The organism is Luteibacter rhizovicinus DSM 16549 (genome assembly GCF_001887595.1).
GTDB classification, from domain to species: Bacteria; Pseudomonadota; Gammaproteobacteria; order Xanthomonadales; family Rhodanobacteraceae; genus Luteibacter; species Luteibacter rhizovicinus.
In genome coordinates, this window is sequence record NZ_CP017480.1 from 1,184,510 (window position 1) to 1,206,722 (window position 22,213).

17 protein-coding genes are annotated in these 22,213 nt (G+C 66.1%); 13 read left to right on the top strand and 4 right to left on the bottom strand.

Features of this window, described 5'->3' with window-relative positions; all coding sequences use genetic code 11:
* Positions 1 to 84: 84 nt before the first annotated feature.
* From BJI69_RS05450 to BJI69_RS05475, 6 genes are all read left to right on the top strand, one after another.
* Positions 85 to 816: an ABC transporter ATP-binding protein gene (locus BJI69_RS05450; protein WP_046966532.1), complete on the top strand. Its 732-nt coding sequence runs from the start codon at positions 85 to 87 to the stop codon at positions 814 to 816.
* On the top strand, positions 813 to 1,568 hold the full coding sequence (locus BJI69_RS05455) for an ABC transporter permease (protein WP_046966531.1): 756 nt from the start codon (positions 813 to 815) through the stop codon (positions 1,566 to 1,568). The genes BJI69_RS05450 and BJI69_RS05455 overlap by 4 nt, the downstream gene beginning before the upstream one ends.
* Positions 1,568 to 2,914: a GldG family protein gene (locus BJI69_RS05460; protein WP_046966530.1), complete on the top strand. Its 1,347-nt coding sequence runs from the start codon at positions 1,568 to 1,570 to the stop codon at positions 2,912 to 2,914. Before BJI69_RS05455 ends, BJI69_RS05460 begins: the two co-directional genes overlap by 1 nt.
* Before the next feature lies 1 nt (position 2,915).
* Positions 2,916 to 3,410, top strand: coding sequence for a hypothetical protein (locus BJI69_RS05465; protein ID WP_046966529.1), 495 nt, complete (start codon positions 2,916 to 2,918; stop codon positions 3,408 to 3,410).
* Positions 3,411 to 3,458: 48 nt separating this feature from the next.
* A complete protein-coding gene (gene mutM / locus BJI69_RS05470; protein WP_046966528.1) occupies positions 3,459 to 4,271 on the top strand; it encodes a bifunctional DNA-formamidopyrimidine glycosylase/DNA-(apurinic or apyrimidinic site) lyase in 813 nt (270 codons plus the stop codon).
* Positions 4,272 to 4,365: 94 nt separating this feature from the next.
* Positions 4,366 to 5,280, top strand: a complete 915-nt coding sequence (locus BJI69_RS05475; protein ID WP_052767050.1) for a phosphoinositide-specific phospholipase C-related protein — start codon at positions 4,366 to 4,368, stop codon at positions 5,278 to 5,280.
* A gap of 13 nt (positions 5,281 to 5,293) precedes the next feature.
* Here BJI69_RS05475 and BJI69_RS05480 read toward each other — a convergent pair whose 3' ends face one another.
* Together BJI69_RS05480 and BJI69_RS05485 are read right to left on the bottom strand one after the other, a co-directional pair.
* A complete protein-coding gene (locus tag BJI69_RS05480) occupies positions 5,294 to 6,067 on the bottom strand; it encodes a hypothetical protein (RefSeq protein WP_046966527.1) in 774 nt (257 codons plus the stop codon).
* Positions 6,064 to 6,717 (bottom strand): thymidine kinase, encoded by a 654-nt coding sequence (locus tag BJI69_RS05485; RefSeq protein WP_046966526.1) that lies wholly within the window; start codon positions 6,715 to 6,717, stop codon positions 6,064 to 6,066. Before BJI69_RS05485 ends, BJI69_RS05480 begins: the two co-directional genes overlap by 4 nt.
* A 160-nt stretch (positions 6,718 to 6,877) precedes the next feature.
* On the opposite strand from BJI69_RS05485, the gene BJI69_RS05490 reads away from it, so the two are divergent.
* Complete coding sequence (locus BJI69_RS05490; protein WP_046966525.1) at positions 6,878 to 8,872, top strand: UvrD-helicase domain-containing protein; 1,995 nt, start codon at positions 6,878 to 6,880, stop codon at positions 8,870 to 8,872.
* 13 nt (positions 8,873 to 8,885) lie between these two features.
* Here BJI69_RS05490 and BJI69_RS05495 read toward each other — a convergent pair whose 3' ends face one another.
* Positions 8,886 to 9,905, bottom strand: coding sequence for an AI-2E family transporter (locus BJI69_RS05495; RefSeq protein WP_046966524.1), 1,020 nt, complete (start codon positions 9,903 to 9,905; stop codon positions 8,886 to 8,888).
* Positions 9,906 to 9,953: 48 nt separating this feature from the next.
* Positions 9,954 to 10,973 (bottom strand): AI-2E family transporter, encoded by a 1,020-nt coding sequence (locus tag BJI69_RS05500; RefSeq protein ID WP_046966523.1) that lies wholly within the window; start codon positions 10,971 to 10,973, stop codon positions 9,954 to 9,956.
* Positions 10,974 to 11,118: 145 nt separating this feature from the next.
* Between BJI69_RS05500 and BJI69_RS05505 the strand changes: the two genes are divergently transcribed.
* The 6 genes from BJI69_RS05505 to BJI69_RS05530 all read left to right on the top strand — a co-directional run bounded on the left by BJI69_RS05505 (position 11,119) and on the right by BJI69_RS05530 (position 22,181).
* A complete protein-coding gene (locus tag BJI69_RS05505) occupies positions 11,119 to 12,033 on the top strand; it encodes a 5'-nucleotidase, lipoprotein e(P4) family (protein WP_046966522.1) in 915 nt (304 codons plus the stop codon).
* A gap of 212 nt (positions 12,034 to 12,245) precedes the next feature.
* Entirely contained in the window at positions 12,246 to 13,226 is a 981-nt protein-coding gene (locus BJI69_RS05510; protein ID WP_046966521.1) for a hypothetical protein, read from the top strand.
* Positions 13,227 to 13,258: 32 nt separating this feature from the next.
* Entirely contained in the window at positions 13,259 to 15,853 is a 2,595-nt protein-coding gene (plsB, locus tag BJI69_RS05515) for a glycerol-3-phosphate 1-O-acyltransferase PlsB (protein WP_046966520.1), read from the top strand.
* Between the two features lie 111 nt (positions 15,854 to 15,964).
* Positions 15,965 to 17,914: a dermonecrotic toxin domain-containing protein gene (locus BJI69_RS05520; protein ID WP_046966519.1), complete on the top strand. Its 1,950-nt coding sequence runs from the start codon at positions 15,965 to 15,967 to the stop codon at positions 17,912 to 17,914.
* Complete coding sequence (locus BJI69_RS05525; protein ID WP_156165887.1) at positions 17,908 to 18,858, top strand: hypothetical protein; 951 nt, start codon at positions 17,908 to 17,910, stop codon at positions 18,856 to 18,858. The genes BJI69_RS05520 and BJI69_RS05525 overlap by 7 nt, the downstream gene beginning before the upstream one ends.
* 29 nt (positions 18,859 to 18,887) lie before the next feature.
* Positions 18,888 to 22,181, top strand: a complete 3,294-nt coding sequence (locus tag BJI69_RS05530) for a dermonecrotic toxin domain-containing protein (protein ID WP_125902988.1) — start codon at positions 18,888 to 18,890, stop codon at positions 22,179 to 22,181.
* The last annotated feature ends 32 nt before the right edge of the window (positions 22,182 to 22,213 follow it).

Consider the following 22,213-nt stretch of genomic DNA (forward strand, 5'->3'; position numbering starts at 1 on the left):
CCCAGTCGTTCAGACATGCCTCGTACCGCCCGCACGTTGGCCACACGATCCTGCGAATAGCCGGTTGTTCGGCGACGTAGCCGCATGACCGATACCCCGCTCCTGAACGTCACCGGGCTTTCCCGGCGCCGGGCCGGGCGTGCGGCGGTCGCCGACGTCTCATTTTCCCTGAACCGCGGTGAAGTCCTCGGCCTGCTCGGGGTCAATGGCGCCGGGAAGTCGACCACGCTGTCCATGCTGGCCGGCGCCCTGCGCCCGGAATCGGGGGGCATCACCCTGGATGGCCGCGACTTCGTCGCCGACCCGGGCATCGCCCAGTCCCTGGTGGGATGGCTGCCCGAGGCGGCGCCCCTGTGGCCGGAACTGTCCGTCGACGAGCACCTGCTCGCCTTCTGCCGGCTTCGCGGCGCCTCGCGAGCGGCCGCCCGCAAGGCCGCCGATACGATCATCGCCCGGCTCCAGCTGGGCGACCTGCGCCGCCGGCTCGCCGGCGTGCTGTCCCAGGGCCAGCGCCAGCGCCTCGGCGTGGCCTGCGCACTGGTCCATGAGCCAGCCTTGCTGATCCTCGACGAGCCGGCCAATGCGCTGGATCCGGTGCAGATCGGCGAATTGCGCAAGCTCATCCGCGAGCGGGCCGCGGCCGGGGTCGCGGTGATCCTTTCCACCCACGTCCTCGGCGAAGTCGTGGCCGTATGCGACCGGGTAGCGATCCTGCACGAGGGCCGCCTTCGCCACGACGCGCCGCTCCGGGACGACGCTGGCGGCAAGACGCTGGAATCCACGTTTTTCGGGATCGCGACGGGAGCAGGCGCATGAGCCTCGGAGCGGTGACCCGACTCGAACTGCGCCGGCTCGCGGTACGCCCGCTTGCCTGGGCGATCGCCGCCCTGACCATCGCCTGGCTGGCCTGGAGCTTCGTCCTCGGGCTCGGCCAGTTCCTCGGTGCCCAGGTGAAACTCGCCGGCATGGCGGACGCGCCGGGGTTCACCGACCTCGTCGCCATTCCCCTGCTCGCCGAACTGGCCAAGCTTTCCTTCCTGGTCGTCCCGTTGATGACCATGTCGTTGCTCGCCGGCGAACGTCGGACCGGCACCCTGGCCCTCCTGGCGTCGACCGGGCTCGCCCCCTGGCGGATCGTCGTCGGCAAGTATCTCGCCGTCCTCCTCTGGCTCGGTCTGTGGCTTCTGGCGACGCTGGCCATGCCCCTCCTGGTCGGCGCCGAGTCGACCGCCGACTGGGGCAAGCTCGCCGCGGCGACCCTCGGCACCGCCCTGTTGCTGGCCACCCTGGCCGCCATTGGCGTGGCTTGCTCGGCCGCGACATCGTTCCCGGCGATCTCGGCGGCGATGGCGCTGATCGTCACCCTCGTGCTCTGGACGGTCGATCGCGGCGCGCAGGCCGCCGGCGTGAGCGGCGGCTTCCTCGAGTGGCTGACCATGGCCACGCACCTGCAGAACCTGCTGCGCGGCCTGGTCGTCTCCAGCGACCTGGTCTGGTTCGCGCTCGCCATCGCGCTGTCGCTGATTCTCGCCACCCGCCGCCTTGGCGGCGACAGGGAGCGTCAGTAATGCGCCGCCTCGATCGCTGGCTCATCCTGCTCGCCCTGGTCATTGCGACCGGATGCATCGGCTTCCTCAGCTCCCGCCATGTCTGGACATCCGACTGGACACGCGGCGCGCGAGCGAGTCTTGCACCGGAGAGCGTCGCCGTCCTCAAGACACTGAAGGGACCGGTCGAGGTCGTCGGTTACCTCTCGCCGACCGGTCCGTTGCGCGAAGAAGTCGCCGCCGTCATGGAGCGATACACACGCGAAAAGAAAGACCTCACCCTGTCCTTCGTCGATCCCGACCTCGATCCCGCCGCATCGCGCCAGCTCGGTATCGCCGGTAACGGTGCCCTGCTCGTTCGCTACGCCGGCCGCGAACAACGCGTCGAAAGCCCGATCAACGAACGCAACCTGTCGAACGCGCTCGAGCGCCTCGCCCGTGGCGGTGAGCGTATCGTCGCCTTTGTCACCGGTGACGGCGAGCGCCAGGCCGACGGTCGCGCCAACGCCGACCTGGGCACCTTCATGGGCCAGGTCGAACGTCGTGGCATACGCGCCGTGCCACTGAATTTCAGCCAGACCCGGGGCGTACCCGAGAACACCGACCTGGTCGTGCTCGCGAGCCCCACGGCGTCGCTGCCGGCGGGCAGCATCGCCGCCCTGGTCGACTATGTCCGCTCAGGCGGCAACCTGCTGTGGCTGGCCGAGCCGGGCAATGCGGATCTCGGCACCGGCACGCTCGCCGACGTGCTGGGCGTGCGCGTCCTTCCCGGTGTACTGGTCGACGGACAGGGCAGCACGCTCAACGTCAACGATCCTCGCATCGTCGTGGTCGGCGACTACCCGTTCCATGCCATCACGCGCGGATTCCGCGACACCAGCCTGTTCCCGCAAGTGGCCGCACTCGCCCAGGTGAGCGATCACGACTGGGCGGTCGTGCCGTTCCTGCGCTCGGGCGAGCGCAGTTGGACGGCCTTCGACGGCATCGATAACGACAAGCCCTCGACGATCGCCTTCCATCCGGAAACCGGCGAACTGAAGGGGCCCCTGGATTTCGGCTTCGCACTCAACCGACTCTCGCCAAGCCCGGCCAAGAGCGAGCAGCGCGCGGTGGTCATCGGCGACGGCGATTTCATCTCCAACACCTATGTCGGCAATGGCGGCAACCGCGCCCTGGGTGAACGCATCGTCGACTGGCTGCTCGGTGACGACGTCCTGGTGGACCTGCCTACGCGCGGCGCACCGGACCGGGTCATCTCGCTCTCGCAGGATGAACTCAACGCAATCACCTTCGGCTTCCTGATCGCCTTGCCCTTGCTGCTTATCGGCTTCGGCGCGGGCATCGCATGGCGTCGACGGAAGCGCTGACGTGGTGACGCCGCGGATCGGCATCGTCGCCGTTGTCGTGCTGCTGCTTGCCGCCGTCGGCTGGCAATGGCACGCCGACGAGGCCGACGCGCGCGAACACATGCTCACCGCCCTCGATCCGGATACCGCGACGCATATGGCCGTGTCGCTGAAGGGCCTGCCCGACCAACGGTTCGAGCGACGCGACGGCCGCTGGGTGAACCTCGATACCACCACGACGGATGAAGGCCGGGCGGAAGAACTGGCTTCCCTGGTGGCGACCCCGGTGGCCGAGTGGAAGTCCGCCGGCGACTTCGACCCCACCAAGATCGGACTCGCACCGCCGATCGCCACGCTGACGGTCGATGGGACTCGCATCGATTTCGGCGAGATGACTGCCCTGGGCAAGCAACGCTATGCCCGTGTCGGCCAGCGCATCGCCTTCGTCCCGGCGCAGGCCTTGCCCCGCGCACCGCGGACGCAAGCCCTCCCGACCACCATGAAGCCGATCCGGTAAGCGCAGCCCGCGCTTGCCCGACGCCCACACGCGCCCCATCTTCCAGGCATGCCCGAGCTTCCCGAAGTTGAAACCACCCGTCGCGGCATCGCTCCTTACCTGGAGGGACACCGCGTCACCGGCGTCGTGCTGCGACGCCCCGATCTGCGCTGGCCGATTCCACCGGAAATTTCCACCCTGCTTCCCGGGCAGGTGATCGATGAGGTGGATCGCCGCGCGAAGTACCTGCTGCTGCGTACGCAGGCAGGCACCGCCCTGCTCCATCTGGGCATGTCCGGCATGCTGCGCGTGCTCCCGGCGGATACGCCGATCGGCAAGCACGATCACGTCGACATCGCCATGGATACCGGTCGCGTGCTGCGCTTCACCGACCCGCGCCGTTTCGGTGCCCTGCTCTGGCAGATGCCGGGTGAGACGCACGAACTGCTCGACGGCATCGGGCCAGAACCGCTTACCGACGATTTCCACGGCGACCTGATGTGGACGCTCTCCCGTGGCCGAACCGCGTCGGTGAAAACCTTCCTCATGGATAACGCTGTCGTCGTCGGCGTAGGCAACATTTATGCAAGCGAAGCGTTGTTCGCCGCAGGCATCGATCCGCGCCGTGCGGCGGGCAAGGTATCGCGGGAGCGCTATGCCAGGCTCGCCGGCGAAGTGAAGCGCATCCTCGCGCATGCGATCACCCGTGGCGGCACCACGCTGCGCGATTTCCTCGCACCGGATGGCGCACCTGGCTATTTCTTCCAGGAACTGTTTGCTTACGGGCGCGCGGGCGAGCCATGCAAGGTGTGCGCAACGCCGATCAAGGTGATCACGCTCGGCCAGCGCGCATCGTTCTACTGCCCGGCATGCCAGCGCTGAATCGACCTACCCCTACCCGGGTCATACGCTGACAGTAGACCCGGTGCGCGGCTGGCTATCGTCTGTGGTTTCCACATAGCGCACAGCCCGCCTCATGACGATGCCCCGTTACGCCGCACTCTGCCTCCTTCTCGCCGTGGCCGCTCCGGCACCCGCCCGCACACCCGACGACATGGAGCGCCCATTCGACCAGTACAGCTGGGTGACGACGCACAACGCGTTCACCAGCAACGGGTTGATTCCCAATCAGAGCCAGACCATCGACGTCCAGCTTGCCGAAGGAGTTCGCGGACTGATGCTGGACCTGCACTTCTCGCAAGGACGCGTGCGGCTTTGCCACAAGGTCTGCACCGGTGAAGATTCGGCCACCCTGGCCGACCTGCTCAATGACAGCATCCTGCCGTTCCTGGACAAGGACACCGAGGCCATCGTCAGCCTTCACCTCGAGGACACGACGACGTTCGAACAGCTGTCGGACGAACTCGCCCTCGTTCCGCGACTGGCTGGCAGGACCTTCGATCCGCAGGCATGGGAAACACCGTCATGGCCCACGTACCGGCAACTACGGGACAGCGGTGAGCGCCTGTTGATCTTCAGCCTCAGCGAGACGAATACGGGCTCTTTCCGGACAGGCACCGGCGTGGCGCACATCCTGCCGAGCATCGAGTACACCGTCGAGAACTACTGGAGCCTCGGCACGACCTTCCTGCAACACGACTACGATTGCTATAGCCGCTGGGCCGGGAAAGGTCGAAGGCTCGACCGGTCCACGATCGAAGGGAAGCCCGGCTGGCGCCCCTTATTCACGATGAATCACTTCCACGGCGTGCCCTTTTCTCCGCATGCCGGAGTCGACAACCGCTTTGAACGCCTGTCCAGCCGATATATGGATCACTGCCGCCCGGCGGCCCGACGCAAGCCGAACTTCGTCGCGATCGACTTCCACGAAATCGGCGACGTCGCAAAATTCGCGGAATGGCTTACGTTGAGTGCACCGGACGCGCTGTGAACCGACCGGCCCGTCAGTCGGGCCAGCGCATCGCGGCGTGGGAGTTGTTGAACATCGGATCGGTCTCGTCGCCGGACAGCTTGACCGTCAGGCCACCCGTCACGCCGTCCACCTCGACCGTCTGCTCCGGCTCGAAATGCGCACCGAGCGCGCCGAGGTCCACGAAGCGCTCCGACAACGCGCCGGCGCGATCGATCTCGCGATCGGGAACGTTGGTCAGGCTGATGTCGGGACGACCGAACTTGCGCATGCCCCGGGTCCGGATCCACGAGCGGCCCTTGGTTTCCTCCGGACTGCACAGGATCAGCACATGGTGACGCGTGGGGGCGCCACCCTGCACCAGATAGTGGTCGCGCCAGCCTTGCGCATCGAACAGGGAAAGGATCTGCGGGTCGATCACGGCCTTGCCGCCGATGTCCGTCAACGCGGCGACGACACCCAGCGTGTCGCGCAGGTAGTCGAGGTTGTCGCGGTCCGGGAAACGGCCGCGGATCGCGATCACATGCGGCGCGGCCTTGGCGGCGGCGAACGCCTCGGGGCTGTCTTCCTTCAGCAACTCGCCCAGCGCGCCGGAAAGTGGATAGCCCTCCCAGCGCGCCAGGACGGCGTTCTGAAAGCGCTGCAATTCGACACCTTCGGGAAGACCCGGGCTACCGTATCGCGCGGCGGGAATCACAAGGTCTTCGGGAAACGCGCCGAACACGAAGAAAAGCAGCACGGCTTCCTCGTCGCTGGGCTGCCAGTGCGGACGCGGCCATGCGGCGGCGGTATTCGTCGTCTCGGTCACGTGCTTTTTCCTTCGTCTGGTTCGCTTTCGCCCAGCGGCAGCACGGATTGCTGCAGCTCGATACGGCCGTCGCCGGCGGTGATGCTTTTGAACTCGGCGCGACTCACGGAGACATAGCGGTCGTTGCCGCCAATCTCAACCTGCGGGCCCTGGGTCACGGCCCGGCCGTGTTCATCCACGCGCACCACCATGGTCGCCTTCTTGCCGGAGTGGCAGATGGTCTTGATCTCGTCGAGGTTATCCGCCCAGGCCAGGAGGTACTTGCTGCCCTCGAACAATTCGCCCCGGAAGTCGGTACGCAGGCCGTAGGCGAGCACCGGGATGCCCAGCTTGTCGACCACGTCGGACAACTGCCAGACCTGCCCCTTGCTGAGGAACTGCGCTTCATCGACCAGCACGCAGTGAAGCGGGCCGCGCCGGGCGATATCCCGTTCCGCGATGGTCAGGAGGTTCTCGTCGCCGGCGAAACGCACGGCCCGGGCCTGCAGGCCGATGCGGGAGGCGACGATGCCCTCCCCGTAACGGTTGTCCAGCGCCGGCGTGAGGATCAGCGTGCGCATGCCGCGTTCGTGGTAGTTATGCGCGCTTTGCAGCAGCGTCGTGGTCTTTCCGGCATTCATTGCCGAGTAGTAGAAGTAGAGCTTGGCCATGCGGTCGTTCCGGTGCGTGACCGCACATGTTACCGCCTGGGCCCGGCCGCCGGCGCTTCGCCCGGTCTCGCCGTCCGTGAGCCTGCGGCGGCGCCCGCCAGCCCCTCCCCACCTGCTACCATCCGTGACCTCGTCCGCTGCCCTGTCCGGCCGATCCCACATGCTCAATCCGCAACAACACGCGGCTGTCGAATACTGCGACGGCCCCCTCCTCGTGCTGGCCGGCGCCGGCTCCGGCAAGACCCGTGTCATCACGGAGAAGATCTCGCACCTGATCTCGCACCGGCACCTGGCGGCCGAGAAAATCGCGGCGATCACCTTTACCAACAAGGCCGCCAAGGAAATGCGCGAACGCGTCGGCCGTCTGATTTCCGAGCAGTCGGCGAAGGCGCTCACGGTGTGCACCTTCCACGCGCTCGGGCTGAAGTTTCTCCAGATCGAGCATGATCGCGCGCAGTTGCGCCGCGGCTTCTCCGTGCTCGACGCCGACGACAGCGCCAACATGATCAAGGAGCTTTCGCCCAAGGGCGTGAAGCCCGAAGTGATCCAGGGCATTCGCAACCTGGTCGGCAAGGCGAAGAACGGCGGCCTCACGCCCGAAGAAGCGATGGCGGCAGCGCGCAGCCCGCGCGAGATCGAAGCCGCGACGATCTACGACCTCTACCAACAACGCCTGGCCGCCTTCAACGCGGTGGATTTCGACGACCTCATCCGCCTGCCCCTGCGCATCCTGGAAAGCGACGACGACGCGCGTGCGATCTGGCAGGAGCGCCTGCGTTACCTGCTGGTCGACGAATACCAGGACACCAACGACGCGCAGTACCGCCTGCTCAAGGCGATCGCCGGACCGAAAGCGCGCTTCACCTGCGTCGGCGACGACGACCAGAGCATCTATGCCTGGCGCGGCGCCAATCCCGAAAACATCGACCAGCTGGGACGCGACTTCACCAACCTGCGTGTGATCAAGCTCGAGCAGAACTACCGCTGCGCCAAGCGCATCCTGCGCGCCGCCAACCAGCTGATCGCGAACAACCCGCACGTCCACGACAAGAAGCTGTGGAGCGACCACGTCGAAGGTCCGCCGATTCGCGTTCTCGAGTGCAAGGACAACGACCACGAGGCCGAGCGCATCGCCGCGATCGCATCCAGCCTGCACGAGAAATACAAAGAGAAAGGCGCGCGCTGGGACGACTTCTGCATCCTTTATCGCGGCAATTTCCAGGCACGCGTGCTGGAGAAGGCGCTGCGCCTGGCCAAGGTGCCGTACCACCTCAGCGGGGCGCTGTCCTTCCTCGATCGCGCGGAAGTGAAGGACATCCTCTGCTACCTGCGCCTGCTCACCAACCCGACGGACGATGCCGCCTTCCTTCGCGTGGTCAACGTACCCAAGCGCGAGATCGGCTCGACCTCGCTCGAGAAACTCGGCCAGATGGCACAGACGCGCAATGCGTCGCTGCTCGAGGCGACACGCAGCGACGCGGTGCTGAAGACGATCTCATCGCGCCCCGCGTCCGCCCTCGCCGGCTTCTCGCGCCTGATGGACGAGTTGCGCAGCGATGCCAATCATCTCAGCGCCGCCGATCTGGTCCAGACCATCATCGAAAAGACGGGCTACGGTGCGCAGATCGCTGCCTCGACACCCGATGACGTGCTGCGCGAGCGTCGCCTCGGCAACCTGCGCGAACTGGCCGACTGGTTCCGAGCCATGAGCAAGGACGGTGGCCGTACCGGCGATATCGCCGCCCAGCTCGCGCTGCTCAGTCATGCCGACCGTGACGACCCGGGCAACGCCCTGCGCATGATGACCCTACATTCGGCCAAGGGTCTGGAGTTTCGCTTCGTCTTCATCGTCGGATGCGAGGATGGCACCTTGCCGCACGAAGGTGCCATCGACGAAGGCCGCCTCGACGAGGAACGCCGACTGATGTACGTCGGCATCACGCGCGCCAAGGAGATGCTGACGTTGTCGTTCTCGGCACGCTCGCGCAAGTACGGCGAGGTGCTCTCCAACGATCCGAGTCGCTTCCTTGAAGAACTGCCGCAGGACGATCTCCACTGGGACGGCAAGGATCCCGAGGCCGATGCCGAAGTGAAGATGGAAACCGCGGCCACTCACATGGCGCGTATCCGCGCGATGCTCGCCGGCGGCGCCTGATCGTCTCCGGCCGTCAGATCAGTTCTTCGGCCTCGAGCTCGCTCTTGAGATAGGCGTAGTAGATCGGCGCGGCGACGAGTCCCGCCAGGCCGAAGGCCGCCTCGAACACCAGCATGGCGATCAGCAGCTCCCAGGTGCGTGCGCGGATCTGCCCGCCGACGATCTTGGCGTTGAGGAAGTATTCCAGCTTGTGCACCACGATCAGGAAGCCGAGCGCCGCGACCCCGACCCAGAGCGACACCGACAATCCGGCGATGGTGATCAGCACGTTGGAAACCAGGTTGCCGACGACGGGAAGGAGTCCGACGACGAAGGTGAGGATGACCAGGGTCTTGGCCAGCGGTATGTGGATACCGAACATCGGCAGGCCCGCCAGAAGGAACAAGGCGGCCAACGTGGTGTTGATCGCCGAGATCTTCAGCTGGGCGAAGATGATGTTGTGAAAGGCATCGGCGAGACGCATGGCGCGGGTCGACAGTTCGAACGATAACGGCCGCGCCGGGCGCCCGCCTGAGCCGTGGGAAATGGCGACGATGGCGCCGAGGACCAGGCCGATCAGGATGTGCGCGAAGACACGCGCCGCCGTCGTGCCCATCAGTTTGAGGTCGCCCGCATGCTCGTGGGCCCAGCCCATGCCACGCTCACGGAAGTCGCCGAAGCTGTCCGGCAACCGTGAGGTGAGCCAGGGCGGCAGTTGTTCGTGCGCCTTGTCGAAGAGCGGCAGCAGCTTGCTGTCCCACAACTCCTGGGGGTCGCCGATGTCGCGACGGTAAAAGCCGAGCGCGGCGACCACGATAAGGGTGAGCGCGCCGACCACGACCACGGCGACACAGGCGACGGCGATCGGCCGTGCGCGCTCGCCAGGTACCACGCGACGAATCAGCGGTGTGAGCGCTTCGACCACCTCGTAAACCAGCAAACCGGCCAACAGGGCCGAGACGAGGTGAAGCACGAGCACGCCCCACAGCGCGAGGGCCGCGAGGACGTAAGTGGCGATGCGGACGAGGCGCGAATCGCCCGGTGTACTGACCATGCCGGCACTCCTTGAGGTGGGGGGATTCCAGCAGGGCAGCGATGAACGCTAGATCAAGCGCTCGGCTTCCAGTTCAGACTTCAGGTAGGCGTAGAAGATCGGGGCCGCTACCACGCCCGGCAGGCCGAACGCCGCCTCGCACAGCAACATCGCCACGAGCAGCTCCCAGGCGCGCGCGCGGATCTGGCTGCCGACGATGCGCGCGTTGAGGAAGTATTCGAACTTGTGGATGACGATGAGGAAGACCAGGGCGCCGATGCCGACGTACAGCGACACCGAGAGGCCAACGATGGTGATCGCCGTGTTGGAGAGCAGGTTGCCGATCACGGGCAGGAGGCCGACCAGGAAGGTGATCACGATCAGCGTTTTGGTCAGCGGCAGGTGCACGCCGAACAACGGCAGGACGCAGAGGAGGTACACGGCGGTGAGGGCCGTGTTGACCAGCGAGATCTTGATCTGGGCGAACACGATGTTGTGAAACGCATCCGCCAGGCGCGCACTGCGCAGGCTGAGTTCCGCGGCGAACGGACCGACCTGGTGCGACGGTCGCGTGCGACCAAGTGCCACGATCGCACCGAGCACCAGGCCGATGAGGATGTGCACGAGGACGCGGGCCGCTTCCTTGCCGGCGAGCTGCAGGGTCACGGCGTTGGAGCGTGCCCAGTCGAGGGCCGTGACGCGTAGCGCGTCCACGCTCTCCGGCAGGCGTCCGACGATGGACTGGGGCATCTGCTCGCGAGCACGCTCGACCAACGGCATCAGCTTGTTCTGCCAGAGGTCCTCCGGATTGCCGATCTCGTTGCGGAAAAAGCTGATGCCGCCGAGGATCAACAGGGTCAGCAAGCCGACCACGACGATGGCGACCAGGGCCACGGCGAGGACCCGCGCACGGTCGCCCGAAAGACGGCGCCCCATCAGGGGCGCTACGGACACCACGACCTCGTAGACCAGCAAGCCGGCGAGGAGTGCCGGCAACAGGCGCAGATAGAGCACGAGGAAGAGGCCGACCCCCATCGCGATGTAGCTGGCGATGCGGATGACGTGAGTGCGCGAGCTGGCGACGTCCATGGAGACCTCGTCGTGAATGAGGCCGCAGTCTGTCAGGACGTGGGGGCTATGCGCCAGAGGCGTGCGTCCCGTCGTCACGCTGTCGTAAACTCCCCGGACAATCGCCGGCCCACAGGCGACGTTGCCTGTGCCATAAGGGGTTTCCATGATGAAGTTCGTTCCGGCTGCGCTCGCCGCGGCCCTGGTGCTCGCCGGCTGTGCCGCCACGCCCCACGCGAAGACCGCCACGGCGCCTGCCGTCGCCGCGCCCGCGCCGGCCGCAACTCCGGCGGTCGCCGGTCCCGCTGCCGATGACAATCTCAACGCGGTGGCCTGGTCGCAGAACGCCAGCGAGCACGACTTCATTTACCTGCAGACCTTCCGCGACGCGCAGGAGAAACTTCTCAAGGCGAAGCAGGATGCCGCCTGGGATGCCCTGCCAAAAGACGACCGCGCCGCCCATCCGTCTCTGAAGGGCCTGAAGCCGGCTGTCATCCTGGATATCGACGAAACGGCGCTCGACAACTCGCCTTACCAGGCTCGCCTGATCCGTGCGGGCAGCGAGTTCAACGAGGCCGACTGGGCCGCCTGGTGCAAGGAAGCCATCGCGCGTCCGCTGCCTGGGGCAATCGCCTTCACGAAGTTCGCCGCCGATCACGGCATCGCCGTGATCTACATTTCCAACCGTGCCAAAGATCTGGACGAGGCCACCTTGGCCAACCTCCGCTCGGCGGGTTTCCCCGTGGCGGGCAAGGAGTCCTTCCTTGGTCTGGGTACCTTCGTCGAAGGATGCGAGCAGGCGGGCAGCGAGAAAGGCTGCCGCCGGCAGTTAGTGGCGAAGAACTACCGCGTCCTCATGCAGTTCGGCGACCAGATCGGCGATTTCGCCAATATTCTGGGCAACAACGCTGAGGGCCGCACCCGCGCGATGGCGCCGTATACGGCGTGGATCGGCGAGCGCTGGTTCGTCCTTCCGAACCCCACCTACGGCAGCTGGGAGCCGGCGCTGTTCGATAACGACTTCAGCCTGCCGCGCAGTGAGCGTCGCCAGAAAAAGATCGACGCGCTTCGGACCAAGTAAAATCATGTAGTTACGATGTAAAAGTTAAGGCATTGCTTTAGCAATGTTATTTAACTATTATGGCCTTGCCGAAACCCGTCGCGCCAAAAGCTATGCGGGCAAGGCCATTTCCCTTACCGGCCTCGGGCTGGATAACCCCGTGAAGCGATGAGCCTCCGGGGTTTTTTCTTGTACGCTCCCCGTCCCCGCCTCCCGAAGACGTCGAAGCCCTCATGCGCCGCCTATCGCACCTGGCCTGGATCCTCCTGCTGGCAGTCGTCCTGCTTTCCGCTTGCAACCACAAGCCGAAGGACGCGCCCGGCACACCTGGCGGCGGCTCGCCCGAAGATGCCATGCGCGATTCGCTGGACCTGGTCCGCGACGGCAAGTTCGACATGTTCTGGCGACACGCCTTGCCGCCGGCGGATTTCGCTGCGCTGCGCGCCGACTGGGTCAAGCGCAACGCACCGACCGAACCCCTCGATGCCGACGACCGTGCCAAGTTCGAGGCCGGCGTGAAGCGCCTGACCGAGCCGGATGCGGAGAAGAAGCTCTTCGCCGACCTGCGGCCAACCCTGGTCCACTTCGATCACGACTACAAGGATCAGATGCCGCTGCTGTCCGGTGTCGGCCAGTCCATGGCGCTCACTGCGATCGAGCAGGCCAAGGACCTCACCGCATCCCAGAAGCGCCAGCTGCGCGAAGCCGCGAACGTGGTCGCACCGTGGACGCAGACCGTGGCGTGGGGCGACCAGGCCAAGGCGAAGGAAGCCATCGGCATCCTCGTCGACACCGCACGCAAGGCCAACCTTTCCACGCCCGACGCGCTCCACGCGATGAATTTCGATGAGTCCATGGCCACCTGGTCCACCGCGTGGCTGGGGTTCAAGCGCCTGCTTGCCGTTTACGGACTGTCGATCGACAAGAGCTTCGAATCGATCAGCATCGATACCATCGAGAACAGCGGTGGCTCGGCGCACGTCAAGATCACCTACACCCTGCTGGACAAGCCCATCCAGACCGACGCGACCCTGGTGCTCCTCGACGGCCGCTGGTATGACAGCGATCTTCTGCAAAGCGTCCGCGCCCAGCACCTGCAGCTCAATCCGCCCGCGCAGCCCGCTCATGCGGGCAGCGCGGCAGCCCCGTCCGGCACCGCTCCGCCGCCGCCGCGCAACGACGGCGCGCCGGTAGCGGCCGCCCGGCCCCGCTGAAGCCGTACAATCCGACGATGCCCGAAATTCCGATGAGTGCGGATCCGCACGTCCATGTCGCCCGTTCACCCTGGTGGTTCAAGCTGCTGGGTCGGCTTCTCGAACCCTGGGTGCGGATCAAGCGCGATCCCGCCGAGCCCACCACCCTGCTCAAGAGCGGGGCCGCCGTGTGCTACGCGATCGAACGCGATGGTGCCTCCGATGCGCTGATCCTGGAACGCGCCTGTCGCGAGGCAGGCCTGCCCAGCCCGATGCAGCTGCTGGAACTGCCCGGTCGCCGCCGTCGCTCCGTGTTCTCGCTGAGCCGTCGCCATGGGTGGCTGTTTGGGCGAACCGATGCGCGCGGACCGAAGGAACCGATCGGCCAGCTCATCCGCGCGCTGGAGGACGATCCCCAGCGCGATATCCAGGTCGTTCCCGTTTCCATTTACGTGGGCCGTGCACCGAACCGCGAGAGCGGCTGGTTCAGCGTGCTGTTCGCCGAGAACTGGCTGGTGGTCGGCCGCTTCCGCCGCATGCTCGCCTTGCTGCTCAATGGTCGCGACACCGTCGTGCACTTCTCCGCGCCGGTATCGTTGCGCAGTGTGCTGGCCGATTCGAACGGCCTGTCGCCCGAACGGCTCACCCGCAAGATCGCCCGCGTGCTGCGCACGCACTTCCGGCGCATCCGTGCGGCCGTGATCGGTCCCGACCTGTCGCACCGCCGCACCGTGGTCGATGCGGTACTCAACACCGAGCCGGTACGCGACGCGATCGCCGCGACGGCGAGCAAGGAAAACATCACGCTGGCCAAGGCGCAGCGTCGGGCACGCGATTTCGCGCTCGAGATCGCCGCCGACTACTCGCACCCGGTGGTTCGCTCGACCTCCTTCCTGCTCTCCAATTTCTGGAACAAGCTTTACGACGGTATCGCCATGCACCACTTCGACAAGGCCCGCGCCGCGGCGCCGGGTCATGAAGTGGTCTACGTGCCATGCCATCGCAGCCACACCGACTACCTGCTGCTGTCCTACCAGTTGCATTACTCGGGCGTGGTGCCGCCGCACATCGCCGCCGGTGTGAACCTCAACCTGCCCGGCGTCGGTCCGATCCTCCGTCGCGGCGGCGCGTTCTTCCTGCGCCGCAGCTTCAAGGGCAATGCGATGTATTCGGTAGTCTTCAACGAATACCTCGCCCAGCTGGTCGACCGCGGCGTGCCCCTGGAATACTTCATCGAAGGGGGCCGCTCACGTACCGGCCGACTGCTGGCGCCACGCGCCGGCATGCTGGCCATGACCTTGCGCGCCTTCCTGCGCGCGCCACGCCGCCCCGTCCTGTTCCAGCCCGTGTATATCGGCTACGAGAAGCTGATGGAAGGCAAGTCGTACGCCGGTGAGCTTTCCGGCAAGCCGAAGGAGAAGGAATCCCTGCTTGGCCTTATCCGCGGCCTGAAGGTGCTGCGCCAGCGCTACGGGCATGTCACGCTCAACTTCGGCGAGCCCATCCTGCTCACACCCATGCTGGACGCCGTCGCGCCCGACTGGCGCGTGACGACGGCCGAGCACGATGCCAAGCCGGAATGGATGAGCCACCTGGTCGACGATCTCGCCGAGCGCATCCAGGTCAACATCAATCGCGCGGCCGACGTCAATCCGATCAACCTGCTCGCACTGGCGCTGTTGGCCACGCCCAAGCATGCGATGGCCGAGAACGACCTGCTGGCCCAGATCGAGCTGACCAAGTCGTTGTTCCAGGAACTGCCTTACTCCGACCGCGTCACGATTACGCCCATGAATCCGCAGGGCATCGTCGCCTACGGCGAACAGATGGGCTGGATCCGTCGCGTGCGTCATCCGCTCGGCGACGTGCTCGTCACCGAAGGCGAACAGGCCGTCCTCCTTTCGTACTTCCGCAACAACGTCCTGCACCTCAATGCAGCGGCTGCGTGGGTGGCCGCATGCTTCCTCAACAACCGACGCATGTCACGCTCGTCCGTGCTGCGCCTGGGCAAGTTGATCTATCCCTTCATCCAGGGCGAGCTGTTCCTGCCCTGGGACCAGGACGGGTTCGCCAATGAAGTGCAGGAAACGATCGAATTCTTCGTCCGCCGCGGCATCCTCGAATCCAGCAGCGAAGGCCGCGTGCTCGAGCGCGGGCCGGGGCAGGACGACGGCGCGTACCAGCTGCGCGTGATCGCGCGCAGCATGCTGCAAGCCTTCGAGCGTTATTACATCGCCATCGCCGCCCTGGTGAAGAACGGCCCGCACACCATGAGCTCGGGTGAGCTGGAAACCGCGTGCACGCTCACCGCGCAGCGCCTGGGCCTGCTCAACGAACTGTCGGCGCCGGAGTTCTTCGACAAGGCGCTCTTCCGCGGTTTCATCCAGAAGCTGCGCGAAGTGAAGGTGGTCTGGACCGATGAGGCCGGCAAGCTCGACTTCAGCGATGCACTGGAAGACATGGTCCGCGATGCACGCGTGATCCTCGCGCGCGAAGTGCGTCATTCGATCCTCAAGATCACGCCCGGCGGCGAGAACGAGCGCGATCTGGACGCGCGTCCACCGGACGACCCGGGCGAGACCTCTGCGGAGTCGCTGCATGATCGCCACGTCGCCAATGAAGAAACGCGGCATAAGCATCCGCTTTGAGCTGACACCTCAGCTGTCGTCAGGATGACGCTACGTCGTCGTTATCGGAGACAGATGTCTCCCTGACGACGGCTTACCCTTTGCGCTGGAGTTCCACGCAAGGGATGCAACATGGACGTGGCGCCGCCGCAGGCACCGCCTGCCGCCGTGAGCAGCACGCAACAGGAAGCGATCGGTGGTCTCGGTCGCCTCATCGACATGCAGACCTGGCTGGCCGGCCAGCAGGAAGGCATGCCCGACCTGCCCTCGCCTGTCACCGCCGACAGCCGCGACGCGTGGCTCACCTCCCTTGACGCGTTCTGGCGGCAGACGGTGGAGGACTCTCCGGGTCAAGTGCCCGTCGCACGCATCGATGCGCTGGCCACGCGGATAGCGTCGGTCTTGCGGGACGACGCCATCGTGCGTCGTCTCGACGGGACGCTGGACGGCGCCGCCGCCGATCTGGCCGAGCGTTTCGCACGCACGTCGGACGGTGAGGTGCCACCGGGACTCATCGCCCGGTCCTTGCGCGTCGGCGAAGCCGACTATGCGGGCGCCATCATCGTGCACGAGCGCGACCATCCTACGGTCGTCCTGCGCTTCTTACCCGACCACGGCTGGGATGTGTTCACCGACCTTCCAAGCCTGCATGCGCAAACCGAAGCCGCATGGAGGCAGCGACTGGCACGCCGGCGTGAGCTGCCGGGCGTACGCGTCGACGACATCGAGCGTGTCGTCGCCAACGAACACTTTGTCGATTCGCTCCCCCTGCAAGGAGACGTCTTCGGCGCGATGGCACGGAGAGTCGTCTCGCTACAGCGGGGGAAAGTCGAGGACGCATGGCCGGCGACCAGCGACGCCAGCACATCCGAGTGGTCCAACGACCACCTTCTGTCTGCCCTCGATCTCCACGACACGCTGGATATCACCGCACTGCTTGCCTCGCGCGAGAACCGCCTCACGACTTCGGTCGACGAACAACGGCTCGCTCGCGTGCCCGAGGACGTCGCGCGCGACTGGCGCGAAGCGGCGAAGGGTTACCACACGGCTTTGCTGCTCGCCGCGTCGCCGACGCGGCGCGGCGCCGACGACGCGCCGCTGACGCTGGCAGGCTGGTGCCGGAAGGAACTCCTGACAGCACTCGCCCAGCGCGGGATCACGCTGGACCCGGACGATATTCATCTGGAGGTTCGCGACGACGAAGGCCTCGGCGTGCCGGCCACGGGCGTAAGCCCCCCACCCCCGGTGCGGATGAGCCTTGCCGAGTTCGCGTTGCACAACACGGGCCGGTACGAAAGGCGACACATCCGCGTCGTTACCAACGGTGTACCTCCGGGCGCGCCGTTGCCTGGCGCTCATACCTTGCGTCAACTGGTCCGGGAACTCGATCTCGCCTCGCGCTTCGCATCCTATCTTCGCGAACGGGTCAGCGATCCGCAGGGGCGGGATTTCCGCAGCGCGACGATGCAGATCCAGCAGGCGCGGATGCGGGCCGAAGCCGTCGCCGCACGCATGGCCACGTACCTTCCCGAGCAAGCCGTGGCCTTTCTGGACGATCGCGGCGATCGTGGATACCGCATGGTCGAGGCCGTCCTGAACAGCCCCGCCGCGGCGACCCGGACGGCCGTCGACGGCCACCGGATCGCCGTTCGCCAGTTGGTCTACCGCGGCGTTGTCGTCAGTGACGTCCTGCTCATCGGCGTCCGTGATGTCCGCGGCTCACCGAGAGTCGTGCTGTACACCCCGGATGCTCCCGACGGACGCGCCTTCCGCGAATTCAGTGACCGGTCCGCCTTGGCCCGGGATTTTCTCTACGCTCCCGTCTTCGAGGAATACCTGCTTGCGCGCCTGCCAACCGAGTTTGGCGAACCGCGGGGCAATGGAAGCGGACGGCGCTTCCGCGTCGCGAAGGGCACGCGACAGGCGAACTGGGTGTTGGCTGCTCCCGGCGCACAACGCGGCACGGTGACGGAGGAAGCGTTCGAGGAGCGCATCGTCGACGGCGATATCAGGATGCCCCTCGACGGAACAGCGCCGCCGCACTGGTCGCACCGTACCGGGCCGAGATCGATGCCGTGTTGAACGACAATCCATCCGCAGCCGCATTTCTCAGGTCCGACGGAAGCCACCTGAAGTTTATCGTCCGCCGCCGCAGCGCCCTGATTCAGGACACCCACCTCCATCCCGACCTCGCGGAACTCAGTGCACACCAGCGTCGTATTTTCCTGCATGAGCTGGATACACAGTTTCCGCTGCGGGCCGAACGCGCCGAGGTGCTCGACATCGGCGGATGGTCACAACCCGGTGGCCGTCGTGTTCCTTCGCGACCGGCCTCGCCCGGTCCGATGGGCGACATCCAGTCGCCGGACATTTCCTCCACCACGGGTGAGGTGACGCCTGCGCTGCCGACGCTGTCTGCCAGTCAGCAGGCACGCTGGGATGAAGCGCTCACGGTGGCGCGAGCTACCCCGCGCTCGCCGCAGCGTGCGCCGACCGCGACGGTCACCGCGTCCCCCATCGAGGACCTGGCCGCGACGGAGATCGTTCCGGCGGACCAGTGGCCGGAACGCATGTGGTACTTCAGCGATCGTCCGTTCGCGGCCCAAGTCTTACCCGGACAAGCACGTCAGGGCGTCACCCTGGAGGGTACGACAGGCTGGCTCGACGACGCTGCCGGCGCTCGCATCTACACCTACTCGTTGTCGGCCCTTCCACCCGAAATGCCGACACCGCGGCTATCCGAGGTGCTTGGCACATCACCCCTCCATCAGGCAGGGCAACGCGATCCACTCGGGTACGCGCTACAGATCGACACGGCGCGTATCCGTGACGCCAGGGCCTGGGGAGACCTTCCGCATGGACGCCGCGGCGAGCTCGCTTTCGATATGCGCCGGCGCGTCCTGCCCAGCGGCGAGTATCAGTACTTCCTGGAGAGCCTCGTGCCGCTCCACGTTCCGTCCCGGTACATCGTCGACACCGGACGCCGGGGTGCCAGTCCAGCGCCGCTTCCGCCGGTCCGTGACTGACCTTCCACGACAAGGAGATCCCTATGGACATGAGTCCGCCACCATCCCCACCCGTCCAGACACAAAGCCGCTTCCAGGAAAGCCTGGAGGCGTTCCATCGCGTTGTCGGTTTCCAGGCCTGGCTGGCCAACGAACAGGCGGCGATCCCACCCTTCCCGTCTGAGGAGGAACCCGACACCCAGGCGAGTTACCTGGTCGCCCTGGAGACCTATTGGAATAGCCCCACCACCGACACTTCCGGGCGCGATTCGCGACGTCGCGCACTGGCCAGTCGCATCGCCGACGCCACTCACGACCTCGCCGTGCTCGCCCACCAGGATGGTCGTCTCGACGCCAACGAACTGGCGTCGATTCGCTCGCTGACGTCCACCGGGGTCCCGTCGCTCGCTCCTGGAGCAACCATTCGTGAACTGATGTTCAACGACACCGCCTACGCCGGCGTCCTGCTGTTGCATCACGAACACGATGCCGATCGCACCCTGGTTCTCTCGCCGGATCGCGGCTGGGAATCCTTTCCTCGTCTGGTCGACGCCCACGCCGAACTGGAACGACGCGCGCGCCTGGCGCTCGTTCACACCGTCGACCTCGCCGGTATCGCTCGCCAGCACCTGGGCAGCATCGGCCCCGATCCGTTCGTGAGCTCCCGGGAGATAACCGGCAATCCCTTCACGACCCTCGTTGACCGCGTGATGCGCGTACAGGAGGATAAACTTCGCCAGGCCTGGTTCGAGTACACCCTGGACGACGATGCATCGTCGCGGACACGAGTGCTTGCGGACACGGCATTCGACGCCCTGCGCCTGGAGCGCACGTTCGACGTCGGGGCCATGCTTGCCTTCCGTCATGCCGCCCTCCTCACCGCCCTCAACGAACAACGGCTCGAACGTGTTCCCGTCGCCGTCGCCACGGGCTGGCGCGACGCGAACAGCAGCTATCAGGACACCTTGCGATCGATCGCGGGGCGCGAAGGCGCGGCCGGACTGCATCCGGCATCGGACCTGCGGACCTACGCGTCGCAAGCGATCGCCGAGCGCCTGCGCGCGCTGGGCGTCACCGGGGACCCAGCCGGCATCCTGGTGCATATCGACCGAAGCACCGACCCGGCCGCACGCCTGGAATCGTTGCAGAGCCTGTTCGAGGGCCCGGCATCCGTGCAGGTCAAGCTGGTCGATCTTGCTTACCAGAACATCGCCGCCTTCGACCCGGTCCGACTCAGTGCAAGCACGAGCGACGGCAGTCCCATCGCGATGCTGGACGATGCGAGGATCCGAAACCTCGTACGAGGCCTCGATCTTTCGACACGCTATCGAGCCTACGTGGAGCACATGTATCGATCAGGCGATGACGCCGCGCTGCGTCGCATCCATTCGACGGATCTGCAACGGGCGCACATGCGGCTGCTCGCCGCCGAGGCACGGCTGTCCTACTACTTGGACGAAGCCCCGCGTTCGTTCCGTCCCGACCATGCCGAACGTGGCTATCGCTGGGTCGAGGCAGCACTCGCCCATCCTTCTCCCGACGGCCGTGCACGCGTGGAAGGCCATGAGGTCGTGGTGCGCCAGGTGACCTACCTCGACACGCCGCTGCGCGACATCCTCGTGTTCGGCGCGCGCCATGCCGAGAGCGTGCAAAGCATCGTCCTCTACACGCCTGACGCACCGGACGGCGTCACGTTTCGCGAGTTCGACGACAAGGCCGACGCCGGGCGCCGCTTCTTCTATCATCCGGCCTTCCGCGAATATCTCCTGGACCGGTTGCCTGCCGACTATGCGCGCGTGCTGCCCAACGGACATGCCCGGCAATTTGCCGGCGACCATCTGGCCAACTGGGTGCTCGGGGCGAGCACGACCTCGGGCTATACGCGGACCGCGGCGCGCTTCGAGGACCGTGAAGTGGATGGCGATTTCCTCGCCGCCGCCTATGAGCTCGACGTGCAGTCCGGCCTGCGCAACATGCAGGTATTCGCACGCAGCGCCGAGCGCGCGGACTGGGCATGGTTGCGCGGGCAGCAGCCCGGAACCCTTCTCAACCAGATCGTGATGGACGTCCTCAAGGGCATCGTCATCGCGCCTTCGAGGGCTGCCCAGGCCTCGTGGCGCCTCTACGACAACGTCAAGGCCGGCGACTACCCCGAGGCGGTCGTCGACTTCGCGGATTTCTACAACGCCTCGCTTTCCGCCGCGCTTCCCGTGTATGCCTCGAGTTCGACGGCTGCGGCACACGCGATCGCCGGCGCGCGCTTTCGCGCAGGCATACGTCTGGTCGAGGCAAGCCCTGCTGTACAACCCGCGGTGGTTTTCGAGCCAGGCTTCATGGCGAGGAACGTACGGAAGGCCGGCCAGGCCGATCGGGAAGGCATCTACACGATTGGTGGCAAGACGTACATCGAGCATCACGACGCGCTGTATCGGGTCATCCATGACAGTGACGTCGCCAGCTGGCGGCTCACGAAGCCCGACGCGGGCACCGCCTTCCGCGGGCCCGCGATTCAGCGCACGGCGACGGGGAGTTGGTCTTATCACCGTGTCGGACTGCGCGGCGGCAGCGGGCGTGGGCTGGCGAGCAGCCCGGAACGACTACCGGACCTCTACGACGAACTCCAGGCACAGGTTGAACTGGCCTTCCCGGACGCCTTCGAGCGCGACCTCGTCGCCACGCGGATGAGGTTCGAACGCACGCCGTATGCCGGCCGGGTAGACGGATACGTGCCCCCCGTGATTTCGGAAGCACAGCGTGTTCGTTGGACCGGGGCCATGGAACGTGCACGGGCACAGAGGGCTCTGCGCACGGCGCTTCCGGGAACAGACCCGTCAGACGCCGCGCTCCGCCTGACTCGCGTTCCCGGCGCCGCCGGCGGCCTCCATCCGGTAACGCGAGCACAGGCCCCGGCCGATCTCTGGTACTACGGCAAGTTGCCATTCAAGAACAGCGATCTGTATCGCCCCCGTGGAAATCACCGATACAGCACGGAAATGGCGGAACTATCGGTGCAATACATCGGCGAAGGCAGCAACGGTGTCCGGCTGACCACCGTACCGCCCACGGCACCCATCGCCGAGATCCGACGGGCCATGGGCGCGCCGGATCTCACGCGAACAACCACGTTCTCGGTGCGCATCGACCCGGCCAGCCTGTATGAACCGATGTCGGGCATCTGGCGAAGCCGTTACTGGCTGGCGGGCGATGGGCCACTCGCCGATCTGCTCATGCCGACCACCGCACCGGGGAGCGTGTTCTTCGCGCGCCCGCGAAGCGGAGGCCGACTCGCCTTGGGAATGGGCCAGTTCCAGGTCGAGAGCACGCTGCCACCGGCCAGTCCCTGAGCGGTGTCGCGGCTGCCGGGGAGGGGCGAACC

What these genes read in the sequence shown, in the direction of transcription:
- BJI69_RS05485 (WP_046966526.1), bottom strand. Translation starts at nt 6,717, where the DNA reads ATGGCCAAGCTCTACTTCTACTACTCGGCAATGAATGCCGGAAAGACC.
- BJI69_RS05510 (WP_046966521.1), top strand. Translation starts at nt 12,246, where the DNA reads ATGCGCCGCCTATCGCACCTGGCCTGGATCCTCCTGCTGGCAGTCGTC.
- BJI69_RS05455 (WP_046966531.1), top strand. Translation starts at nt 813, where the DNA reads ATGAGCCTCGGAGCGGTGACCCGACTCGAACTGCGCCGGCTCGCGGTA.
- plsB (WP_046966520.1), top strand. Translation starts at nt 13,259, where the DNA reads ATGAGTGCGGATCCGCACGTCCATGTCGCCCGTTCACCCTGGTGGTTC.
- BJI69_RS05500 (WP_046966523.1), bottom strand. Translation starts at nt 10,973, where the DNA reads ATGGACGTCGCCAGCTCGCGCACTCACGTCATCCGCATCGCCAGCTAC.
- BJI69_RS05460 (WP_046966530.1), top strand. Translation starts at nt 1,568, where the DNA reads ATGCGCCGCCTCGATCGCTGGCTCATCCTGCTCGCCCTGGTCATTGCG.
- BJI69_RS05450 (WP_046966532.1), top strand. Translation starts at nt 85, where the DNA reads ATGACCGATACCCCGCTCCTGAACGTCACCGGGCTTTCCCGGCGCCGG.
- mutM (WP_046966528.1), top strand. Translation starts at nt 3,459, where the DNA reads ATGCCCGAGCTTCCCGAAGTTGAAACCACCCGTCGCGGCATCGCTCCT.
- BJI69_RS05495 (WP_046966524.1), bottom strand. Translation starts at nt 9,905, where the DNA reads ATGGTCAGTACACCGGGCGATTCGCGCCTCGTCCGCATCGCCACTTAC.
- BJI69_RS05490 (WP_046966525.1), top strand. Translation starts at nt 6,878, where the DNA reads ATGCTCAATCCGCAACAACACGCGGCTGTCGAATACTGCGACGGCCCC.
- BJI69_RS05530 (WP_125902988.1), top strand. Translation starts at nt 18,888, where the DNA reads ATGAGTCCGCCACCATCCCCACCCGTCCAGACACAAAGCCGCTTCCAG.
- BJI69_RS05505 (WP_046966522.1), top strand. Translation starts at nt 11,119, where the DNA reads ATGATGAAGTTCGTTCCGGCTGCGCTCGCCGCGGCCCTGGTGCTCGCC.
- BJI69_RS05520 (WP_046966519.1), top strand. Translation starts at nt 15,965, where the DNA reads ATGGACGTGGCGCCGCCGCAGGCACCGCCTGCCGCCGTGAGCAGCACG.
- BJI69_RS05475 (WP_052767050.1), top strand. Translation starts at nt 4,366, where the DNA reads ATGACGATGCCCCGTTACGCCGCACTCTGCCTCCTTCTCGCCGTGGCC.